The sequence below is a fragment of the Agrobacterium tumefaciens genome (genome assembly GCF_013318015.2).
Classification (GTDB): Bacteria; Pseudomonadota; Alphaproteobacteria; order Rhizobiales; family Rhizobiaceae; genus Agrobacterium; species Agrobacterium tumefaciens.
This window is the reverse complement of record NZ_CP115841.1, coordinates 1,142,021-1,163,291: the sequence shown is the minus strand read 5'-3', so window position 1 is coordinate 1,163,291 and position 21,271 is coordinate 1,142,021. Positions and strand designations below refer to the sequence as shown.

Here is a 21,271-nt window from a genome sequence, read left to right as displayed (position 1 = left end):
GGATTATTCGCTGTGGATTGTTCCCCGTTGCGGTGCCCTTTGCGGGCGGCGATGGTTATTGTGTGCGGGATTTTTTGAAATGCAATTGCCGGTCACGATGGCTGGCGGACAGGATGACGAGATGGCTGGTAGCGTAAACAAGGTAATTCTGATTGGGAACGTTGGCGCCGATCCCGAAATTCGCCGGACGCAGGACGGCCGTCCGATCGCCAATCTGCGTATCGCCACCTCAGAGACGTGGCGGGACCGCAACAGCGGCGAGCGCAAGGAAAAGACAGAATGGCACACGGTCGTCGTTTTCAACGAAGGCCTGTGCAAGGTTGTTGAACAATATGTGAAAAAGGGCGCCAAGCTCTATATTGAAGGCCAGCTGCAGACGCGCAAGTGGCAGGACCAGACCGGTAACGACCGTTACTCCACCGAAGTGGTACTGCAGGGCTTCAACTCCACGCTGACGATGCTCGACGGTCGCGGGGAAGGTGGCGGCGGCAGCCGCAGCGGTGGCGACATCGGCGGTGGAGATTACGGCAGTGGCGGCGGTAACTACGGTGGCGGTTACGACCAGCAGCCGGCGGCCCGCGGCGGTGCCTCGCGTGGCGGCAGCCAGCCTTCCGGCGGCTTCTCCAGTGACATGGACGACGATATCCCGTTCTGATCGGGACCGTGATTGACGGGGCGGGGGCCGGTCGAACCGGTTGCCCGCTTCAAGGTCGCGGCGACCTATACCGCGGCTTTGTCCGCCAGCATCGCAACCATGACATCGGACTGCGAAAGAATACCCACCATCTTGCCGTTGGCGTCGATCACCGGCAGGTAATGCAGCCCTTCCTCCGCAAAGCGGATGATTGCTTCCTCGATCGCCGTTTCCGGCTGCACGGTTCTAACAGGCGATGTCATGATATCCTTGACGGTATCGTTGGGTGCGCTTGCACCTGAGAGGATAAGGCGCAGGCGCTGCAGGAAACCGATGGAAGGGCGGCCGTGTCTCCAGCTAGCCTTTTCAAGAAAATCCGTCTGAGTGACGATGCCGACGATTTCGGCCCTGTCGTTGGTCACGGGCAGAGCCTTGAAATGGTGGTTGTGCATCAGTGAATGGGCGTGGCGCAGGCTATCATCCGGGGCGACGCCGACCACATCGCGTGACATGACGCTGGCGCAATCGAGGTGGAGGGCGCGGCGGCGCCAGGAGCGCAATTCCGTCTTGCGCAAAATCATCTCCAGCACATCGCGATCAATATCGAGAACCTCGTCATATTCCTTCAGCACCTCGTTCAGATCGGCTGAGGAAAAGCCGATTTTCTGTATCGGCGTCGGGTCTGCCGTGCCGTGGCTGGCCTTTCCCAACCTCAGGCCGTGCGGATAGGCGCGGCCGGTGGCATTGTTATAAACGAGCGCGAGGATGAGAAGGACGAGCGAGTTTCCGGCGACCGGCCAGAGAATAAAGCCATAGCCGAGACTATGCACGGCGGGACCGCCGAGAACGGCCGTCAGCGCCACCGCGCCGCTTGGCGGGTGCAGGCAGCGCAGCGCCATCATGGCAGCAATGGCAAGGCTTATGGCAAGCGCGCTGGCAAGGAAAATATCCGGAACGAGTAGAGCCACCGTCACGCCCACGAAAGCCGACACGATGTTGCCGCAGAGGATCGACCAGGGCTGCGCAAGGGGGCTGGATGGCACGGCGAATAAAAGCACCGCCGAGGCGCCCATCGGCGCGATCATGGCGGGCAGGGTAGGGTCTAAGCGGAAAGCAAGGCTGCCCAGAAGTCCGGTCAGCGAAATGCCGACGAAGGCGCCCGCCGCCGCGCGCAGCCTTTCCCGGTTACTGACGGGAGCGGCATCCGGGATGAGGCGGCGCAGCGTGGATCGCATGGAGAGAGCTTTCTGGTGCGGAAAAAAGACGCGCGTCTTTTAACCGAGGCAGGAGCCGGATTCAAAGGGCGGATTTTTCGCAAATCCGGCCGTTTGCGGCATTTTGTTGTGAACCGATGGTCGTCAGAATGCGAAGGCCGATTTTATGCCGTCCACTACGAACTGCACGGAAAGCGCGGCAAGAAGGACGCCGAGCAGCCTTGTCAGAATCGCGCGGCCGGTATTGCCGAGAAAACGGTCCATGCGTTCCGAGACGATCAGGGTGGCGTAGACGAGGGCCATGGCGAAGGCGAGGATGAGAATAAGCACGACCATTTCGAGCGTCGTCTTCATCGTTCCCGCCAGGAGCACGGTCGCGGAAATGGCGCCAGGCCCGGCGATCAACGGCAAGGCGAGCGGAAAGACCGCCAGATTGTGCAGATGGTCCTTGGTGATGGCGATCTCCGAGGCCTTTTCCTTGCGCTCCTGGCGTTTCTCGAAAATCATCTCGAAGGAAATCCAGAACAGCAGCAGGCCACCGGCGATGCGGAAGGCACCCAGCGAAATGCCGAGAAGGTTGAGGATGGTGAGACCGAAAAGGGCGAAGATGGCGAGAATGCCGAAGGCGATGATTGAACCGCGCAGAGCCACCTGGGCGCGCTGGTCGCGCGTCATTCCAACCGTGAGTGCGAGAAATACGGGCGCGAGACCGGGCGGATCGAGCGTGACCAGAAGTGTTGTAAGCGCGTTGATGAGCGTTTCGCTGCTGACCATTCTTTCCCCGCCTGTTCTGTTTTTAGGCCGGAGCCTACGCAAGTCGTACTCGCTTTGAAAGGGAGCGGCGTCGCTTTTGCCAACCTAAATGGCGAAAAGCGGGGTATGTCTTGCAAATGACGCAAAAGACTGTTCAAAACTCGCCGGGAAATTGGCTTAACGTGGCTGTTTCCGCTATAAAAATCCATCCGATTCTTAACAGAGAATGTGATCCGTTTTGACTGACCAGAGCCCCCCCGGCGGCGGAAAACTTCCGCCAGGCATTGAACCGATTTCCATCATTGAGGAAATGCAGCGCTCCTATCTCGATTACGCCATGAGCGTTATCGTTTCCCGCGCGCTTCCCGATGTCCGTGACGGTCTGAAGCCGGTTCATCGCCGTATTCTTTACGGCATGTCCGAACTCGGCATCGACTGGAACAAGAAATACGTCAAATGCGCCCGCGTCACCGGTGACGTGATGGGTAAATTCCATCCGCACGGCAATGCGGCGATTTACGATGCGCTGGCGCGCATGGCGCAGGACTGGTCTCTGCGCCTGCCGCTGATCGACGGACAGGGTAACTTCGGCTCCATCGACGGCGATCCGCCGGCGGCCGAACGTTACACCGAGTGCCGTCTCGAAAAGGCAGCGCATTCGCTTCTCGACGATCTCGACAAGGAAACGGTGGATTTCCGCGATAACTATGACGGCACCTTGCATGAGCCGGTCGTCATTCCCGCGAAATTCCCGAACCTTCTGGTCAACGGGGCGGGCGGCATCGCCGTCGGCATGGCGACGAATATTCCGCCGCACAATCTTTCCGAAGTCATCGACGGCTGTATCGCCCTCATCGACAATCCGGCGATCGAGCTGCTGGAACTGATGCAGATCATTCCTGGCCCGGACTTCCCGACCGGCGCGCTCATCATGGGCCGTTCCGGCATTCGCTCTGCCTATGAGACGGGTCGCGGATCGGTCATCATGCGTGGCCGTGCAACCATCGAGCCGATGCGCGGCGACCGCGAGCAGATCATCATCACCGAGGTTCCCTATCAGGTGAACAAGGCGACGATGATCGAGAAGATGGCCGAACTGGTCAAGGAAAAGCGCATCGAGGGTATTTCCGATCTGCGCGACGAGTCCGACCGCCAGGGTTATCGCGTCGTCGTCGAGCTGAAGCGCGACGCCAATGCCGAAGTCATCCTGAACCAGATCTATCGCTACACGCCGTTGCAGACCTCCTTCGGCTGCAACATGGTGGCGCTGAACGGCGGCAAGCCGGAACAGATGACGCTGCTGGACATGCTGCGCGCCTTCGTGTCCTTCCGTGAGGATGTCGTCAGCCGCCGCACGAAGTATCTGCTGCGCAAGGCGCGCGACCGCGCGCATGTGTTGGTCGGTCTGGCGATCTCGGTTGCCAATATCGACGAAGTCATCCGCGTCATTCGTCATGCTCCCGATCCGGCTTCGGCCCGTGAGGAGCTGATGACGCGGCGCTGGCCGGCGCAGGATGTGGAAAGCCTGATCCGTCTCATCGACGATCCGCGCCACCGCATCAATGAAGACGGCACCTACAATCTCTCCGAAGAGCAGGCACGCGCCATTCTCGAATTGCGCCTTGCCCGCCTGACGGCGCTTGGCCGCGACGAAATCGGCGACGAGCTGAACAAGATCGGTGCGGAAATCAGCGAATATCTCGAAATCCTGTCTTCACGGCTGCGCATCATGCAGATCGTCAAGGATGAGCTTATTGCCATCCGCGACGAGTTCGGCACGCCACGCCGGTCCGAGATCGTCGAAGGCGGTCCTGACATGGATGATGAAGACCTCATCTCCCGCGAAGATATGGTCGTCACCGTTTCGCATCTCGGCTACATCAAGCGCGTGCCGCTGACCACCTACCGGGCACAGCGTCGCGGCGGCAAGGGCCGTTCCGGCATGGCGACGCGCGACGAAGATTTCGTCAACCGTCTCTTTGTCGCCAATACCCATACGCCGGTGCTGTTCTTCTCCTCGCGCGGCATCGTGTACAAGGAAAAGGTCTGGCGCCTTCCGATCGGTACGCCGCAGTCGAAGGGCAAGGCCCTCATCAACATGCTGCCGCTGGAACCCGGCGAGCGCATCACCACCATCATGCCGTTGCCCGAGGACGAAACGACCTGGGAAACGCTCGATGTGATGTTCTCGACGACGCGCGGCACGGTTCGCCGCAACAAGCTCGGCGATTTCGTGCAGGTCAACCGCAACGGCAAGATCGCCATGAAGCTGGAGGAGGAGGGCGATGAAATCCTCTCCGTCGAAACCTGTACCGACCAGGATGACGTATTGCTGACGACGGCACTCGGCCAGTGCATCCGCTTCCCCGTCGACGATGTCCGCGTCTTTGCCGGCCGCAACTCGGTTGGCGTGCGCGGTATCAACATGGCGGATGGCGACCGCATCATCTCAATGACCATTGTGGGCCATGTGGAAGCTGAACCGTGGGAGCGCGCGGCCTACCTCAAGCGTTCGGCCACCGAGCGGCGTGCCGCCGGGGTCGATGAGGAAGATATCGCACTGGTTGGTGAGGAAGTCGCGGAAGAAGGCGAACTCAGCGAAGAGCGTTATCAGGAACTGAAGGCACGCGAAGAATTCGTGCTGACCGTCTCTGAAAAAGGCTACGGCAAGCGTTCTTCGTCTTACGACTTCCGCACATCGGGTCGCGGCGGCAAGGGCATTCGCGCCACCGATACCTCTAAGACGACGGAAATCGGCGAACTCGTTGCGGCCTTCCCGGTGGACGAAGGCGACCAGATCATGCTGGTTTCCGATGGCGGCCAGCTGATCCGTGTGCCGGTAAACGGCATCCGTATCGCAAGCCGCGCCACCAAGGGCGTGACGATCTTCTCCACCGCCAAGGATGAGAAGGTGGTTTCCGTGGAACGTATCAACGAGCCGGAAGGCGACGAAGAGGCGGAAAACGGCAATGGCGAAGATGTGGCAGACACTCTGCCGGATACGCCAGAGGCACCGGAGAGCGAGGCGTAAGCCGCCTCGTTTCTTCATCGTCAATCAACAAAAACCCCGCGGTGCACATGCTCCGCGGGGTTTTTCTTTGTCTCGTCAGGTTTGTTGGGTTTGTTCAGCGGATCCGGATATGGACCGGTGCACGCCCGGAGCGGCGGCCGACATGAAGGTGGATATTGGCTTCCGGCTGATTGGCACGCCAGGCGCGGGCGCCATGCGACAAAAGCAGGCTGACGAGATCACGCGTCTTTGCCTTGGAGCGGTTAAGACCGAGATCGGCAATGCGCATTGCCGCCTCGTGAATGGGATGCAGAACCGACAGACTGCCTTGCCCGTTGCCAGACGCAATGTCCGAATAGTTCTCGTTAACTGCCATCTTGGAAAGCCTCGCTACACATTACACAATTCGAGGAGACAGGCGATGTTTCAACAAATAAGACACCGCCTGCACGAACGTCGATTACTGGAGTGACGCCCAGCAGCTGACGCCTTTCTTTTTCAATGCATTGCATGCATTTACCGCGGCGGCCTGGCCGTCGAAGCCGCCGAAGCGGGCGCGGTATACCTGGGAGCCTTCTCTGCTGAAGGCCACCGTGAAGGGTTTTGCGGACCGAAGGGCGGCGCCGCCTTTTTCCTGCGCATTCTGCAACAGGCCACGTGCCGAGTTTTCATCCGGCGATGCGCCAATCTGGATCACCCAGCCGCCCTGCGGAGCTTCAGCCTTTGCCGAAACGGAAGGGGTGGAGGGCACAGATGCCGGTGTGGACGCGGTGACGATATTGTCCACCTTGGTCGAGTTGGTAATCAACTTGCGGTCAGGCGCGACGGCTACCTGAGAAATAGGATCCTTGCCCTTCTGCCAGGTGGCGGCTTCCATGGCCTTTACGGCCGCATTGGACGAGGAGCCTGCAAAGGCAGTAACCGGCGCGTCCTCGTAACGGGTCTGCGGTACGGGGCCGGCATGGGGCAGGCCGGAATCTGTCGCAGCGACAGCTGCGGACGGAGCCGCGACTGCCACAGGTGGAGCAGCAACAGCCACAGCGACTGGCTCTTCGACAGGTGCCGATCTCGTCTGCGCAATCAGGTTGCTGTTGCCGCTGCGGGAGGCCTGCGGCAGGTAGGTCGCAACAAGCTTGCGCATGGTGGCGTCACGGGCAGCGCTCGAGCGGCCGCCAAGAACGACGGCGACGATGGAGCGACCGTCTAGCTGTGCCGATGTTGCAAGATTGCTTCCGGCGGCACGGGTATAACCTGTCTTGATGCCGTCTACGCCGCGAACGGTTCCCACGAGACGATTGTGGTTGCCGATGACCTGCTTGCCGAAATTGAAGGTGCGCGTGGAGAAGTAGCCGTAATATTGCGGGAAATGCTGGCGAAGGGCGATGCCGAGGCGGGCCTGGTCACGCGCCGTCGTCATCTGCGCCGTGTTAGGCAGGCCGTTGGCGTTACGATAGGTCGTGCGCGTCATGCCGAGCGCACGGGCCTTGGCGGTCATCATTCTGGCAAAACGGTCTTCGGAGCCGCCGATATATTCACCGAGTGCGGTGGCCATGTCGTTGGCGGAACGGGTGACGAGCGCAAGAATTGCCTGCTCGACCGTGATGCTGCCACCGGCGCGCACGCCGAGCTTGGAAGGAGGCTCCTTGGCGGCATTGGCCGAAACCGGCACCTTGGAATCGAGCGAAATGCGTCCGGAATTAAGCGCCTCGAACGTAAGATAAAGCGTCATCATCTTCGTCAGCGAGGCAGGATAGCGCAGGCCATCCGGATCCTCGCCATAGAGAACCTTGCCGGTCTTGGCATCAATGACGATGCCCGCATATTTCGGGTCCGCCTGTGCGGTGCCAACGGATGTTGCGGTTATGAACGCCGCAGCAAGGGCCAACGCAACGAACCTTACCAAAGACGTCGCACCCGCTTTGCGCGAATCTGCCCCAAATAGACTTTTCAACACTGCTGAACTCTTCAATCGCATATTTCTGTTCCGCTCGGACGCGCCCCGCCCGAGTGCTCCGGGAAGAAACTTTATCGGGATGGCGTTACCAAGTGGTTTATGAAAGGTATCCACGCTCCATAAAATGCGACTTTTCGGGCGCAATCTGTCTCACGCCTTTTCACGGATTTCAGTCTTTTACGAGGCGCTGCTCGATGTAGCGTTTCACGCCTGCGTCGAGTTCTTTCCATTGTGGCAGCAAGGTTGCGGAGAATCGGTAGAACAGGCTGAGGTCCTGGCCGGCGTGGATATCCCTCTGGCAGTCGCTGCCCGTCGACTCCTGCTGGGTTTGCGGCAGAAGGCAGCGCACGACATAGTCGCTTTCGCCCTCTCGCTGCCCGGTCAATATGACTTCCTTGCCGTAACCTGCGTCGGCACGCAGGCGGTGCAGTGTGAGGCCGTGCTTCAGCGGCACAGGCTCTCCTTCCGTCAACCGGGCATAGATCGGCCCGAAACGGCCGGACATGTCCTCAGACATCGTGCTTTGCGATAGCTGGATGAAAATAAGCCCTGCTGCCTGCGCCGGATCATCGAAAACAGCGCGATTGGAGTCTTCATATCCCTTGAGATCCGGCCAGGTGAGATAAAGATCGGCCCGCTCTCGCTCTCCATCATGGCGGTCGGAAGGTACACGCAGCGTGTTTTTCGCAAGTTTCAGCCGGTCATTGCCGATTGTGATCTCCACCGCGTCGGTTGCTGTCGTGTGGCCCGCCTGAAGGATCCGCTCGCCGTACCATTTAACGCCGATATTAAGGGCAGCAACAAAGCATATAATAATGACGGCAATGATGATTGCGCGCCGTATCAGGGAGGATGAAAGCAGGGGGGCTTCGTTGTGCATGAGCTTCCGACTTGTTCTTGCCACTGGACGCGTTTTCCACACTGAAAACAGACGGGCAAAGCTTTAACCTGCGGCGATCGCCATTGAAATGCTGTTTTGCCGCTGCTACCTGATAGGGTGCAAGCAAAGGACGGCATATGGCAGCGCGCGACAGATATTCCCGGAAACTCGAATGTTCCAAATGCGGTCATCAGGGTTTTGCCGAGGTGTCGGAATCGGATGAGAAAGACCGCCGTAACCTTGATTTTCGCGTTGATGAAATGCCGCGTGGATTCCGCACCGAGCGTGCCTCGGTCGATCCAACGGAATTCATGATCCGCTGCGGTCAGTGCGGCAACATATTCCGTTTCCTGCAAAAAACCGCCTATGCGCCGGGAGGCGAGCCGCGCGTCAAGGCCTGAACGGAAGGTCCGGGATGACTGTACCGCAACAACCCAATGGGGCGCCGCCTAGGCGCAAGCCAATCTGGCCGTGGATCGTGCTGCTGGTGCTGACGCTTTGCGCCATCTATTCCTACAATCGCGCCAACGAGATCATTATGGAGTTTTCCGACACGTTACCGCCGGCGCTGCTGAACCTTTTCGAGGATATTTTCCGGGGCGGTTTTCGGCACGGCGATGGCGGACCGAGCATCGGTGTCTAAACCATAAAGCAGGTAACGCACCCCAGTCTTTATCCGCCGGTCGCAGTTTTTCGGTAGTATAAAAGAAAAAAGCCCCGCAAACGGGCGGGGCAGGTTGATCGCTCGGGGAAAGTTGGGCAATGCCCGGGAGCGATGCGGCTATATAAATGACAATATTACTGACGCGATAGGCCACTTCCGTCCCAAACAGTACGCCGACGCATAAAATTTGCTCAAGCAGGAAGAATTTAGGAATATCAACTATCCAAATCTGTCAGGCAACTTGACAGGAGATCGTTTTATTCTTCGATTGCCTCGAATTGCACATATTCGCGCCTAACATAACGGGACATGAGCAGACGCATGGATAAATCCGGAATCTTCTTCGTGGCGCTTTTATTGGTGCTTGTGGCAATCGTGCTGAGTCTGGCGCTATTCCACTCGCCTCAGCAAAGTCCGGCACTTCCTTCGGGCGAGGGGTCTCTGCTGCCGCCTGCAACGACACAAGGACAATGAGGTGCTGACGGATGCGAAGAGGCTGTGCGCGCGTGCGCCATCGGGATTGACGGCCTTTTTCAAAACGCTATAAAGCCTCACCACCGATGGATGGGTGTCCGAGTGGTTTAAGGAACCGGTCTTGAAAACCGGCGTGCGTGAGAGCGTACCGTGGGTTCGAATCCCACCCCATCTGCCATAAAATTCCAAACAGACAGTTTGAAATCAACAGAACCGGCAGCGTTAGCGACGCGGTGTACTTTAGCTTGGAAATTTCTTGTATCACGGAAATGAAGAAACCCGCCTGTCGGCGGGTTTCGTTGATTAATGTATTAGAGTTCTGGACAGCCGCGTTCGTTCGCGAATGTGATGCGCTCCGGTCCTCGGCGGGTGAAGCCCTGGACGACTACGCGACCAGGTGTGACGCGCACGATTTCGGGGTCGCGCAGGCCTGCCTCGCGGGCGGCGGCGCGGGCTTCGCGTTCGCCGCAGCCACGCATGCGCGGAGGTCCTCGTCGGTCCATGTCGCGGTCGCGATCACGTATAACCGGGCGAACGCCGTCTGGGCCGATCCGCAGCTCCATGTCCTGCGCACTTGCGTGAATAGGCGCGGCAATGGACACCAACGCGATGCCGAGTGCCAGGCCGGCGGTTTTCATTGACTTGATCATGTTCCCTCACTCAGCCGAAAACCGGCGGAAGCTCGTGTGTTTGCGAGGGGAAAACGCGGTCGGGCTTCGTTTGTTCCTTGAGCAGGAGACATCTCGAGACCGCGCGTTTACAGGCGCGTCGGGCTTCCCGCGCTGCGGAAAAGACATAAATCGTTAACCACGTTCATTACAATTTTATCGAATTTGCAGAAGTCGTTCGCATTTTTGCCACGTTATGCACAAGATTAAGCGACTGTTAGGTGCTTCGATGGCAGGGGCATGCATCGAGGCAAATGAGGGTGCGGTTCTTCGAGCCTGCAAGCAGCGTGGGGCAGACGATTTGAAATCTACGGTCAAGAAACTCGGCATCAACGCCAGATCGGGCGTGAAGTGGCTTGCAATTTCCGTGCTTTGCGCCGCGACAGCCTCGTGTTCCACCACCTCTGAGACCAAACCGAAGCAGAAGCGCAGCAAGGAATATTTCTCCGAATCGGAATATGGCGTCAAAGCCAGCCCGCGCGTGGCCGACGGCCAGAACATTCCCAAGGGCGGCGGGCGTGAGCTTCTCGGCAATGCCTATACCGTCAAGGGCCGACGTTATTTTCCGAAGGAAGAGCCGGGTTACAACAAGACCGGTCTTGCCTCCTGGTATGGTTCCGCCTTCCACGGCCGCCTGACGGCAAATGGCGAGGTCTATGACAAGGAACATCTTTCCGCTGCGCATCCGACATTTCCCCTGCCGAGCTATGCGCGCATCACCAATATGGAAAACGGTGCATCTGTTCTGGTGCGGGTCAACGATCGCGGACCCTTCCATGAAGGTCGCCTGATCGACGTTTCCAGCAAGACCGCAGATCTTCTCGACATGAAGGGCACTGGAACGGCGAATGTGCGGGTGCAATATGCAGGCCGCGCACCGCTTGATGGGCACGACATGCCTTATCTGATGGCGTCCTATGTTCCGAAGGGCTCTCGTTCTCCGGGTGTTGCGCCGGAAGGGCAGATCGCGACTGGTGTCATGGTGGCTTCGGCTTCGCCGAATTTCGTGCCGGCCCCGACATCCAACCCTAATTACGGTGCTTCGACGCAGACGGCGCTGTTTGGCACCAAAAAGAATGCAGCGCTCCAGGCCATGCCGCTGGTCAACGGCCCCGCACCGGCCTTCGAGCAATTTGCAATTCTGCCGGAAATCGGTCCGTTCCTGGCGGAACGCCCGGAAGGCAATTTCACGCGTGAGCCGGCAGCACCTGGCGGCAACTATCTGCGCGTGCCAACGCCGTCGTCCAAGTATGCAGCGGCTTATTCCGAAGAATCCTCTGCGGTTTCGAGAACCTCACGTGCGTTCGACAGCGTGCTCGTCGATCGCGGAGCGCTCAACGAGGATTCCATACTTGCCCATGTGAAGCGTCAGCAGGCGAAGACGCGCTGACGGGTTGAAGAGTTTATGGCTGACTTGCGTTTTCGTCGCGAGCGGCGGGTTGCGGCAGGGAAAGCTGGGCGGTTTCATGCACAAGGCCATTCATCGTTCTTTTCTCCCGGTCGCGGCAGCGCTCGCATTTGCGTTTTTCGGTAACGGTCCGGCGCAAGCGCAAACGCAAACAGCACCTTTTATCGCCAAGGCCGAACAGGCCTATATGATCGATGCCGAAACCGGCACGGTGCTGCTTTCCCAGAATGAAAATCAATCCTTTCCGCCCGCTTCGCTTGCCAAGCTGATGACTGTGGAGGTGATGCTGGATGCGCTGGCCAAAGGGCAGGTAACGCCCGAGACAGCTTATCCCGTTTCTGAATATGCCTGGCGCACGGGTGGTGCGCCGTCGCGGACCTCGACCATGTTTGCAGCGCTGAAATCTTCCGTCAGCGTCAACGATCTTCTGACGGGAATTATCGTGCAGAACGCCAATGATGGCTGCATCATTGTCGCCGAAGGCATGGCAGGCTCCGACTCCGCTTTCGCCAAGCGCATGACGGTGAGAGCCGGCGAACTCGGCATGAACCGCAGTGTCTTTGCCAATTCGACGGGTCTTCCCGATCCGGGCAACCAGACGACCGCGAAGGATATGGTGCTTCTCGCCCAGCATCTGCGCGATACCTATCCCGATCGCTATGGGCTTTTCACCAAGCCGGATTTCGAATGGAACCGGATTTTCCAGCGCAACAAGAACTCGCTGCTGGGTAACGGCATAGACGGTCTCGGGCTTGGTTTTGCGGAAGGCAGCGGTTTCGCAGCGGTCGTGTCGGCAGAGCGGGAAGGGCGCCGGGTCTATCTGGCGCTTGGCGGCATCGCTGACGACAAGACGCGGCAGGACGAAGCACGCCGGGTGGTTGACTGGGGGCTGACGGCCTTCGAAAAACGCCATCTTTTTGCAAAGGACGAAGCCGTCGGTTCAGTCAGCGTCTACGGTGGCGATGTCTCGCATATAGACCTGTCGCCCCGGGAAGATGTCAGCGTGCTGGTACCGGTCAATAATCCCGAGCGTATTTCCGGGCGGATCGTCTATCGCTGGCCGCTCAATGCACCGCTCGACACTGGTGCGAATGTCGGCACACTCAAGGTTTTTTCGGGCGAAAGACTGTTGCGGGAAGTGCCGCTTTATACGAGAACGGCAGTCGGCAAGGGCACGTTGACGCAGAATGCAGCCGGGGCGCTCAAGGAATTGCTGCTGTTCTGGCTCTGATGCCTATCCCGCAAGCCGCAACTTTCCCTATGCTTTTGTTCAGACACCGGATTTTCTGAAAAGCGCTTCACACTTTTCGGTTCGATGCTGTAAACAGGCATTTCGATATTTCTGAGAATTCCTCACAGGACGTGACATTGGCCGAAAAGACCGGATTGTTCATCAGCTTCGAGGGCGGCGAAGGCGCTGGCAAGTCGACGCAGATTCGCACGCTTGCCGAGGCGCTTCGCGACCGTGGTTTCGATGTTGTCGTAACCCGTGAGCCGGGCGGTTCACCGGGGGCGGAGGCCGTTCGCCATGTTCTGCTGTCGGGTGCTGCCGAATCCTTCGGCGTGCGCATGGAGGCAATCCTGTTTGCGGCAGCGCGCAACGATCATGTCGAGGAGGTCATTCGCCCGGCACTGGAACGTGGCGCAATCGTGCTTTGTGACCGGTTTCTTGATTCCTCACGTGTCTATCAGGGTACGACCGGCAATCTGGAGCCGGATTTCATCGAGACGCTGCAACGCGTTGCTATTGATGGCGTCGTACCGGAACTGACGTTGATCTTCGATATCGCCGCCGAAAAGGGCCTTGCCCGGGCCAGAAAGCGTGCGGATGAGGGTGCCGCACCGGACCGTTTCGAAAAAGAGGAAATCGAGACCCACGAGAAGCGGCGTGAAGCCTATCTGGATATTGCGCTTGCCGAGCCGCGTCGTTGTCGGATCGTCAATGCCGATCAGCCGGAAGAAAAAGTGACGGAAGACGTCATGTCATTTGTCGAGCCTTTGCTCGAGCGGCTGGAGACTGCGGCGGGCACGGCGCATGAGTGAGGTTCAGGGCGTTCTCGACGGCGCAATTGCGCCGCAGCAGAACACGAAGCTTTTCGGCCATGGCGAAGCGGAGGCGTTTCTTGCGCAGTCCTATCGCTCCGGCAAGGGCCACCATGCGATCCTGATCGAAGGCCCTGAAGGCATTGGTAAGGCTACACTCGCTTTCCGTTTCGCCAACCACGTACTTACCCATCCCGATCCAGCCACAGCACCGGATTTCCTGGCCGATCCCGATACGGAATCGCTTGTCAGCCGGCAGATCACCTCCGGTGCGTCGCATAATCTGCTGCATCTGACCCGCCCGGCGGATGAAAAGACCGGCCGCGTGAAATCCGCCATCACGGTGGATGAGGTGCGGCGGGCAGGGCACTTCTTCTCGCAGACCTCGGGCACCGGCAATTGGCGTATCGTCATCATCGATCCGGCTGACGATCTAAACCGCAATGCCGCAAACGCCATTCTGAAAATACTGGAAGAGCCGCCAAAGCGGGCGATGTTCCTCGTTTTGTCGCATGCGCCGGGCAAATTGCTGCCGACCATCCGCTCGCGCTGCATGCCGCTCCGGCTGCTGCCGCTTTCGGATGCGGATATGGTGCAGTCGCTCGATCATCTCGGTATCAGCCCGGCTGGCGAAAAGCGGGATGCGTTGCTTTCCGCCTCCAAGGGCAGCGTCGCGCAGGCGTTAAAACTGATGAATTACGGCGGCTCCGACATTGTGGAGGCGCTCGCCTCCGTCATGACGGCCGAAGGGCCCGGTGCACGCAAGCAGATGCACAAGCTTGCCGAAGTTCTGGCACAGAAGGATGGCGATATCGTTCTCGGCTTCTTCATGGAGCACGTGACGGAGGAGTTGATGGCGCGTGCAAGAGCGGCGGCGATGGCCGGTGATATCGCGGCGGCAGAGAAACATGCGCGCCTTTCGTCGACGCTTTCGGAACGAATTACCGTGGCGCAGGCATATAATCTCGACAAGAAGCAGATGGTGCTTTCCATTCTGGAAGATGTTCGCGGCGTGTGAGACCCAAGAGATCGTACGGAACGTACGCTTTTGCTTTCGCTGTTGCGAACAATCGTTTAAGAGCGGTCTATCCAAAAAACAGCCTGTAAAGTCGATAGACCGTCATGACAGACAAGACACCCTTCTACATCACCACCGCAATCTCCTATCCTAACGGCAAGCCGCATATCGGCCATGCCTACGAACTGATTGCGACGGATGCCATGGCACGCTTTCAGCGCCTGGACGGAATGGATGTTTTCTTCCTGACCGGCACCGACGAACACGGCCAGAAGATGCAGCAGACAGCGCGGGCGGAAGGCATTTCGCCGGAAGAGCTGGCGCAGCGCAATTCCGACCAGTTCCGCGAGATGGGCAAGCTGCTCAACGCCTCGAACGACGATTTCATCCGCACCACGGAAGAACGTCACCACGAGACCTCGCGCAATATCTGGAACCTGATGGCCGACAGCGGCGACATCTACAAGGACAGTTATGCCGGCTGGTATTCAGTGCGCGACGAGGCCTATTACGGCGAGGACGAGACGGAAGTGCGCGCCGACGGCGTTCGCTATGGGCCGCAGGGCACGCCCGTCGAATGGGTCGAGGAGGAGAGCTATTTCTTCAAGCTCTCGGAATATCAGGACAAGCTGCTGAAGCTCTACGAGGAGAACCCGGATTTCATCGGTCCCGCTGAGCGTCGCAACGAGATCATCTCCTTCGTCAAATCCGGCCTCAAGGACCTGTCGATTTCCCGCACGACATTCGACTGGGGCATCAAGGTTCCTGATGATCCGAAGCACGTCATGTATGTCTGGGTCGATGCGTTGACCAACTACATTACCGCTACGGGTTACATCGAAGACAAGAACGGTCCGCGCGCAAAATATTGGCCGGCCGACGTGCATATCATCGGCAAGGACATCATTCGCTTCCACGCGGTCTATTGGCCGGCCTTCCTGATGAGCGCCAAGCTGCCGCTGCCCAAGCGGGTTTATGCGCACGGCTTCCTGCTCAACAAGGGCGAGAAGATGTCTAAGTCGCTTGGTAACGTCGTCGATCCGGTCAATCTGGTCAACCATTTCGGTCTCGATCAGGTCCGCTATTTCTTCATGCGCGAAGTCTCCTTCGGCCAGGACGGCAGCTATAGCGAAGAGGGCATCGCCACCCGCATCAACGCAGATCTTGCCAATGGCATCGGCAATCTGGCCAGCCGCTCGCTGTCGATGATCGTCAAGAATTGTGACGGACAGATCCCGACGCCCGGGCCGTTGACCGATGAAGACAAGGCGATGCTCGCCTCCGCCGACGGGCTTCTGGCACTCTGCCGTGAGGAAATGGGCAAGCAGCTCATCCATCGCGCGCTTGCGGCCATCATCGCCGTCGTTTCGGAAACCGACCGCTATTTCGCGTCGCAGGAGCCGTGGGCTCTGAAGAAGACCGACCCAGAACGAATGGGCACCGTTCTTTATGTGACGGCGGAAGTCGTCCGCCAGATCGGCATTCTGTTGCAGCCCTTCATGCCGGGATCCTGCGAGAAGCTGCTCGATCTCGTTGCTGCCCCTGCCGACAAACGGGATTTTGCCGCACTCGGCGAAGCCGGACGTCTGGTTCAGGGAACGCCGCTTGAGGCACCGAAGCCGGTCTTCCCGCGTTACGTCGCACCGGAAGCGTGAAGGCGACGACCATGCTGATCGATACGCATTGCCATCTGGATTTTCCCGATTTCGAGGCTGAGCGCGACGATATCATCGCTCGCGCCCATGCTTCCGGCGTTGCCCAGATGGTGACGATCTCGACCCGGGTGCGCCGTCTGCCCGAGCTTCTGAAGATTGCGGAAAAATATCCGTCGGTTTTCTGCTCGGTCGGCACGCATCCAAACAATGCCGACGAAGAACTCGACATTTCGGCCGACGAGCTTGTGCGGCTTGCCGAGAGCCACGACAAGATCGTGGCGATCGGCGAGGCGGGGCTGGATTATTTCTACGACACGCAAAAGCCGGAAGACCAGAAGACCGGCCTCGTTCGCCACATCGAGGCGGCGCGGAGAACCAAGCTTCCGCTCGTCATCCACAGCCGCAGCGCTGATGAGGACATGGCTGCGATTCTGCGTGAAGAAAGCGACAAGAGTGCTTTTCCCTTTATTCTGCATTGCTTTTCCGCAGGTCCCGATCTCGCCAAAACCGGCGTCGAACTTGGCGGTTACGTATCCTTTTCCGGCATTCTGACGTTCCCGAAATCGCAGGATATCCGCGATATTGCAGCCACCGTGCCGCTCAACCGTCTGCTGGTGGAAACGGATGCGCCTTATCTCGCGCCCAAGCGTTGGCGCGGCAAGCGCAATGAGCCTTCTTATGTGGTGAACACGGCGGAAGTGCTGGCCGAGGTACATGGCATCTCGTTCGAGCGCATGGCCGAAATCAGCACCGAGAATGCTTTCCGCTGCTTTTCGAAGATGACAAGGGTGTAGGCGTGGCAATCTACCGTCGCCGCTTTACGGTTCTCGGATGTGCGTCGTCTCCCGGCGTGCCGCGCATCAACGGCGACTGGGGCGCCTGCGATCCTGAAAACCCCAGGAATCGGCGTACTCGTGCGGCCTTCATGGTGGAGCAGATCGGACCCGATGGCGGTAAGACCACCGTCGTCATCGACACCGGGCCTGATTTTCGCGAGCAGATGATTGCCGCCAAAGTGGAGGCAGTCGATGCGGTTCTATACACTCATGCCCATGCCGACCATTTGCACGGTATTGACGATCTGCGCATCTATTTCGCCATTCAGCAGAGCCGCATTCCGATCTATGCCGATCCAGTCACCATGGCGCGCATCTGGGATGGTTTTGCCTATTGCCTGGAAACGCCTCCGGGCAGCAATTATCCGCCGATCGTCGAGCCGCGGATCATCGCCGATATCGACGCGACCCTGATCATCGACGGGGCAGGCGGGTCGATACCTTTCAACGTGCACATGCAGCAGCATGGTGACGTGCACTCGCTCGGCTTTCGGATTGGCAATGTCGCCTATTGCACCGATGTCAGCGATTTTCCGGTCGAAAGCGTGCCCAAGCTTGCCGGTCTCGACGTCCTCGTCATCGATGCGCTGCAGCACCGTTATCACCCCAGCCATCTCTCGCTCGAACAGGCGCTCGGCTGGATCGATAGATTTGCACCCAAAAGGGCGATCTTGACCCATATGCACATTCCGCTCGATTATGACACGGTGATGCGCGAAACGCCTGATCATGTTGAACCGGCTTACGACCAGATGCGTTTCGAAGTCGAACTCGAGATTGAAGCGCCCTAATACCGCCTGAAAAGGAACAGCATGTCGACCCGGCCTTTCCGTGCACCCAGTATGGCGAGCTTCTTCGACAATCTGCGCTCCAGTCGCCTGCGGGCGATGTTCCGGCGCGGCGAGCTGGGGCTGGTGGCTCTCGCCGTCCTCATCGGTATTGCGGCCGGCCTTCTGGTGGCGCTGATAGGCGGATTGAGTACGGCCCTTCATGTGCTGGTCTTCGGTGTCGAGCGGCTGAGCAGCAGTGAACTTTCCGGCTGGATCGTGCTTGCCGGGCCGGTCATTGGCGGCATCGTACTCGGCCTGATCCTCTTCATTCTTTCGAAAACCCGCAAAAAGCCGATGGTCGACCCTATCGAGGCGAATGCGCTGCATGGCGGACGTCTTTCGCTGACGGACAGCATCATCGTCTGCGTGCAGAACATCGTCTCAAACGGTTTCGGCGCATCTGTCGGGCTTGAGGCAGGCTATACGCAGATCGCCAGCGGTGTGGCCTCCAAGATCGGCATCAAGCTGAAGCTGAGACGAGGAGACATGCGCATCCTCGTCGGCTGTGGTGCTGCTGGTGCCATTGCCGCTGCCTTCAACGCGCCTCTGACCGGGGCATTCTATGCCATAGAACTCATCATCGGCACCTATACCGTCGTGACACTCGCGCCGCTCATTGTCTCTGCGCTGGTTGCCAGCATCGTGGCAGGGCTTATCGGCGGACATGGCCTGTCCATCGATATCTATGATGCCAGCCGTGTGACGCCGCCGGATTATGTACCGGCCATCTTTCTCGGCGTGGTATGTGCGTTTATCGGCATCGTGCTGATGCAGACGGTCTCCCTTATCGAGGAAACGGCCCGCAAAAGCGCCATTCCCGGCTGGCTGCGTCCAACAATCGGTGGCGTGGCGGTGGGCGCACTTGCGCTGATTTCACCGCAGGTCCTGTCGAGCGGCCACGGTGCGCTCCATCTCAACATCGATGCCGATCTGACGATATACGGGCTGGCCGGGCTTTTCCTGCTGAAGGCTGCGGCGAGCGCGATTTCCATCGGCTCGAATTTCCGCGGCGGTCTGTTTTTTGCCTCGCTGTTCATGGGGTCGCTGGTCGGCAAGATTTTCGCACTCTGCGCACCCTATATCGGCTATGGCTCGACAGCACCCGTGGTCTACGCCGTGGTCGGCATGAGTGCTTTTGCCGCCGCCATTATCGGCGGTCCTCTGACGATGACGTTTCTGGCGCTGGAACTGACCGGAGACTTCCAGATCACGGCTTTGGTGCTGGCGGCCGTCATCACGACATCGCTCGTGGTACGCACCACCTTCGGTTACTCCTTCGCCACCTGGCGTTTTCACCTGCGGGGCGAAAGCATTCGCAGCGCCCACGATATCGGCTGGATCCGCGACCTGACGGTGGGCAAGATGATGCGCGCCGATATTCGCAAGGCCAATGTCAGCATGGGACTTCCGGCATTCAAGGAGAAGTTTCCGCTAGGCTCGACGCAGCGGGTTATCATGACACATGACGACGGGCGTTATGCCGGAATGGTCCTCGTGCCGGAAATCTACGCCGATCCGATGGATCGCGATCCCTCCAAGATCAGCCTCGAGACCTACCTCAATTACAAGAACGACGTGCTGCTGCCGGCGATGAACGCACGTCAGGCGGCGGCAGCCTTCGATGCTACGGAAAGCGAAGCGCTGGTTGTCGTCAACGACAAGATCGAAAACCGACCCGTGGGCCTGCTGACGGAAAGCCATACGCTGAGGCGGTATAGCGAAGAGCTCGAGCAAAGGCGCCGGGAGGCGTCAGGAGAGTTATAAATCACATAAGGAAACTGCACTTATATGTTGAAATAGATAGTTTTTTTATGATCCATATCTTGGGGCGACAGACTTCTGATTTTCCAGCGATGTCGCATGGGCTAACTTGGCATCACATTGTGAAGCAAGCTGTCATTCGCCGCAGCGGATGCGATTTGAGTAGTCAAAGGAATAGACCATGGATGGCGGCAACTTCGATCTCAAGGAGGAAATCCGCGATTATTGGTCGAAAAGATCAGAAACTTTCGATCTGGCCTTTGGACACAAGATAGCAGCTGGCGCCGAGGCCAATGCATGGCAGAAGCCGATCCGCGACCTGGTGGGACCTGAGCCGAAACATATCCTTGAACTGGCCTGTGGCACCGGCGAGGTGACGCGGCTTATTCATGATCTCGGCCACGAGGTCACGGCACTCGACTTTTCAGAAGCGATGTTATCCGTAGCGCGCGCCAAACATGCGGGAAAACCAAGGCTACGTTTCGTGATGGCGGATGCCGAAAACACCATGGAGCCGGATGCGTCCTATGATGCGATCATCTGCAGGCATCTGGTCTGGACACTGACGCAGCCTGAGGAGACCTTCCGCGAGTGGTTCAGGCTGCTTCGTCCGGGCGGTCGGCTCTTGTTTTTCGATGGTGACTGGGCAACGCCAAAACCGGCAGGGCGTCTCGCCAGCCTTTTGATCCGGCTCATCGATCTTTCGGTGGGGGCCGACAAGAATTACGATGGTGCCCAAAGCAGCCATCATGCCGCAATCATGAAGGCGCTTCCGTTCGGGCAGGGGTTGCGCCCGCAGATGCTGACGCCGCTCCTGATCGCCGCCGGCTTTACCGGCATCGAACTGCACTCACATGCCCCGATTGCGAGAGCGCAGCGGAAAAACACCAACCTGCGCAACAGGCTGCGAACTTACGTCTACCGTCGTTTCATCCTGACCTGCCGCCGTCCTTGAAACGGGAATGGTAATGGGAAACGGGAAAGGTGAGGGGCCGAATGTGAAGTCACACAACCACAAACTCAGCGGTCCTTTACAATAGCACCACCCGAGAAATGGTCGCGGTACCAGGGCAGAAACCATATTGCGAGCGGGCCGAAGACCATGCGATAGAGCGCTTGCGTAAAGGTCAGTCTTTCGCCGGTGCGCCGGACGACCTTTAATCGCATTAGCAGTTTTCCGGGAGTTGCCATGAAGGCGCTGCTTTCGAAGGCCGGGAAATAGCAAAACAACACGGATGCCAGCCATAAAAGCGTTACACCCATCAGAGGTGTCGGCGGTTGCCCCGCTGGAGCGTCCATATATTGCGGTAGCCACTCTGCGGCGATGAATGTCGGTGCAAACGCCACACTGATGAGCAAGATGAGATCGACTATTCCTGCGACGATGCGTTTGAAGATCATGTTTCATCCCTGGACGTGAATCTGACTCGAATAAGATGATTGTACAAGCTATCTACAGAAAACACCCG

General features: G+C 58.6%; 20 protein-coding genes and 1 tRNA gene. 14 read left to right on the top strand and 7 right to left on the bottom strand.

The features are described from left to right. Positions 1-79: 79 nt before the first annotated feature. Positions 80-655 carry a single-stranded DNA-binding protein gene (locus tag G6L97_RS05835; RefSeq protein WP_003515262.1) on the top strand — a complete coding sequence of 192 codons (576 nt, stop codon included), beginning with the start codon at positions 80-82 and terminating at the stop codon, positions 653-655. Positions 656-720: 65 nt separating this feature from the next. Here G6L97_RS05835 and G6L97_RS05830 read toward each other — a convergent pair whose 3' ends face one another. After that, on the bottom strand, positions 721-1,869 hold the full coding sequence (locus tag G6L97_RS05830; RefSeq protein WP_174002802.1) for a CBS domain-containing protein: 1,149 nt from the start codon (positions 1,867-1,869) through the stop codon (positions 721-723). Positions 1,870-1,992: 123 nt separating this feature from the next. Then, entirely contained in the window at positions 1,993-2,622 is a 630-nt protein-coding gene (locus G6L97_RS05825; RefSeq protein WP_174002800.1) for a MarC family protein, read from the bottom strand. A gap of 217 nt (positions 2,623-2,839) precedes the next feature. On the opposite strand from G6L97_RS05825, the gene gyrA reads away from it, so the two are divergent. Next, on the top strand, positions 2,840-5,632 hold the full coding sequence (gene gyrA, locus G6L97_RS05820) for a DNA gyrase subunit A (protein ID WP_025593447.1): 2,793 nt from the start codon (positions 2,840-2,842) through the stop codon (positions 5,630-5,632). Between the two features lie 94 nt (positions 5,633-5,726). On the opposite strand, the gene G6L97_RS05815 is transcribed toward gyrA, so the two are convergent. The 3 genes from G6L97_RS05815 to G6L97_RS05805 all read right to left on the bottom strand — a co-directional run bounded on the left by G6L97_RS05815 (position 5,727) and on the right by G6L97_RS05805 (position 8,445). Beyond that, positions 5,727-5,987 (bottom strand): hypothetical protein, encoded by a 261-nt coding sequence (locus G6L97_RS05815; RefSeq protein WP_003515258.1) that lies wholly within the window; start codon positions 5,985-5,987, stop codon positions 5,727-5,729. An 84-nt stretch (positions 5,988-6,071) separates the two neighbouring features. Beyond that, entirely contained in the window at positions 6,072-7,586 is a 1,515-nt protein-coding gene (locus G6L97_RS05810; protein ID WP_174002798.1) for a D-alanyl-D-alanine carboxypeptidase family protein, read from the bottom strand. Positions 7,587-7,734: 148 nt separating this feature from the next. Beyond that, positions 7,735-8,445: a hypothetical protein gene (locus G6L97_RS05805; RefSeq protein WP_080798533.1), complete on the bottom strand. Its 711-nt coding sequence runs from the start codon at positions 8,443-8,445 to the stop codon at positions 7,735-7,737. Positions 8,446-8,582: 137 nt separating this feature from the next. Between G6L97_RS05805 and G6L97_RS05800 the strand changes: the two genes are divergently transcribed. The 3 genes from G6L97_RS05800 (at position 8,583) to G6L97_RS05790 (ending at position 9,761) form a co-directional block, all read left to right on the top strand. Beyond that, entirely contained in the window at positions 8,583-8,846 is a 264-nt protein-coding gene (locus tag G6L97_RS05800; RefSeq protein WP_003515255.1) for a hypothetical protein, read from the top strand. A 14-nt stretch (positions 8,847-8,860) separates the two neighbouring features. Further along, complete coding sequence (locus G6L97_RS05795) at positions 8,861-9,088, top strand: hypothetical protein (protein ID WP_025593443.1); 228 nt, start codon at positions 8,861-8,863, stop codon at positions 9,086-9,088. A gap of 583 nt (positions 9,089-9,671) precedes the next feature. Further along, positions 9,672-9,761 (top strand) — tRNA-Ser (locus tag G6L97_RS05790). 133 nt (positions 9,762-9,894) lie between these two features. Here G6L97_RS05790 and G6L97_RS05785 read toward each other — a convergent pair. Next, positions 9,895-10,233 carry a hypothetical protein gene (locus tag G6L97_RS05785; protein WP_065702513.1) on the bottom strand — a complete coding sequence of 113 codons (339 nt, stop codon included), beginning with the start codon at positions 10,231-10,233 and terminating at the stop codon, positions 9,895-9,897. Between the two features lie 319 nt (positions 10,234-10,552). On the opposite strand from G6L97_RS05785, the gene G6L97_RS05780 reads away from it, so the two are divergent. From G6L97_RS05780 to G6L97_RS05740, 9 genes are all read left to right on the top strand, one after another. Further along, positions 10,553-11,641 carry a septal ring lytic transglycosylase RlpA family protein gene (locus G6L97_RS05780; RefSeq protein ID WP_111783311.1) on the top strand — a complete coding sequence of 363 codons (1,089 nt, stop codon included), beginning with the start codon at positions 10,553-10,555 and terminating at the stop codon, positions 11,639-11,641. Positions 11,642-11,717: 76 nt separating this feature from the next. After that, positions 11,718-12,890 (top strand): D-alanyl-D-alanine carboxypeptidase family protein, encoded by a 1,173-nt coding sequence (locus G6L97_RS05775; protein ID WP_003515250.1) that lies wholly within the window; start codon positions 11,718-11,720, stop codon positions 12,888-12,890. A 137-nt stretch (positions 12,891-13,027) separates the two neighbouring features. Next, on the top strand, positions 13,028-13,702 hold the full coding sequence (gene tmk, locus G6L97_RS05770; RefSeq protein ID WP_111783061.1) for a dTMP kinase: 675 nt from the start codon (positions 13,028-13,030) through the stop codon (positions 13,700-13,702). Beyond that, positions 13,695-14,720 (top strand): DNA polymerase III subunit delta', encoded by a 1,026-nt coding sequence (locus G6L97_RS05765; protein WP_038490997.1) that lies wholly within the window; start codon positions 13,695-13,697, stop codon positions 14,718-14,720. The genes tmk and G6L97_RS05765 overlap by 8 nt, the downstream gene beginning before the upstream one ends. A gap of 104 nt (positions 14,721-14,824) precedes the next feature. Then, the gene (gene metG / locus G6L97_RS05760; protein ID WP_111783062.1) at positions 14,825-16,375 is read left to right on the top strand and encodes a methionine--tRNA ligase; all 1,551 of its coding nucleotides are present in this window, start codon (positions 14,825-14,827) and stop codon (positions 16,373-16,375) included. Between the two features lie 11 nt (positions 16,376-16,386). After that, positions 16,387-17,169: a TatD family hydrolase gene (locus G6L97_RS05755; protein ID WP_065702555.1), complete on the top strand. Its 783-nt coding sequence runs from the start codon at positions 16,387-16,389 to the stop codon at positions 17,167-17,169. Positions 17,170-17,171: 2 nt separating this feature from the next. Next, positions 17,172-18,002, top strand: coding sequence for an MBL fold metallo-hydrolase (locus G6L97_RS05750; protein ID WP_038490991.1), 831 nt, complete (start codon positions 17,172-17,174; stop codon positions 18,000-18,002). Between the two features lie 21 nt (positions 18,003-18,023). Beyond that, positions 18,024-19,805, top strand: coding sequence for a chloride channel protein (locus tag G6L97_RS05745; protein ID WP_013636093.1), 1,782 nt, complete (start codon positions 18,024-18,026; stop codon positions 19,803-19,805). A 178-nt stretch (positions 19,806-19,983) separates the two neighbouring features. Then, positions 19,984-20,757, top strand: a complete 774-nt coding sequence (locus tag G6L97_RS05740; RefSeq protein WP_111783063.1) for a class I SAM-dependent methyltransferase — start codon at positions 19,984-19,986, stop codon at positions 20,755-20,757. Between the two features lie 65 nt (positions 20,758-20,822). Here G6L97_RS05740 and G6L97_RS05735 read toward each other — a convergent pair whose 3' ends face one another. After that, positions 20,823-21,203: an RDD family protein gene (locus G6L97_RS05735; protein ID WP_013636091.1), complete on the bottom strand. Its 381-nt coding sequence runs from the start codon at positions 21,201-21,203 to the stop codon at positions 20,823-20,825. Positions 21,204-21,271: the final 68 nt, after the last annotated feature.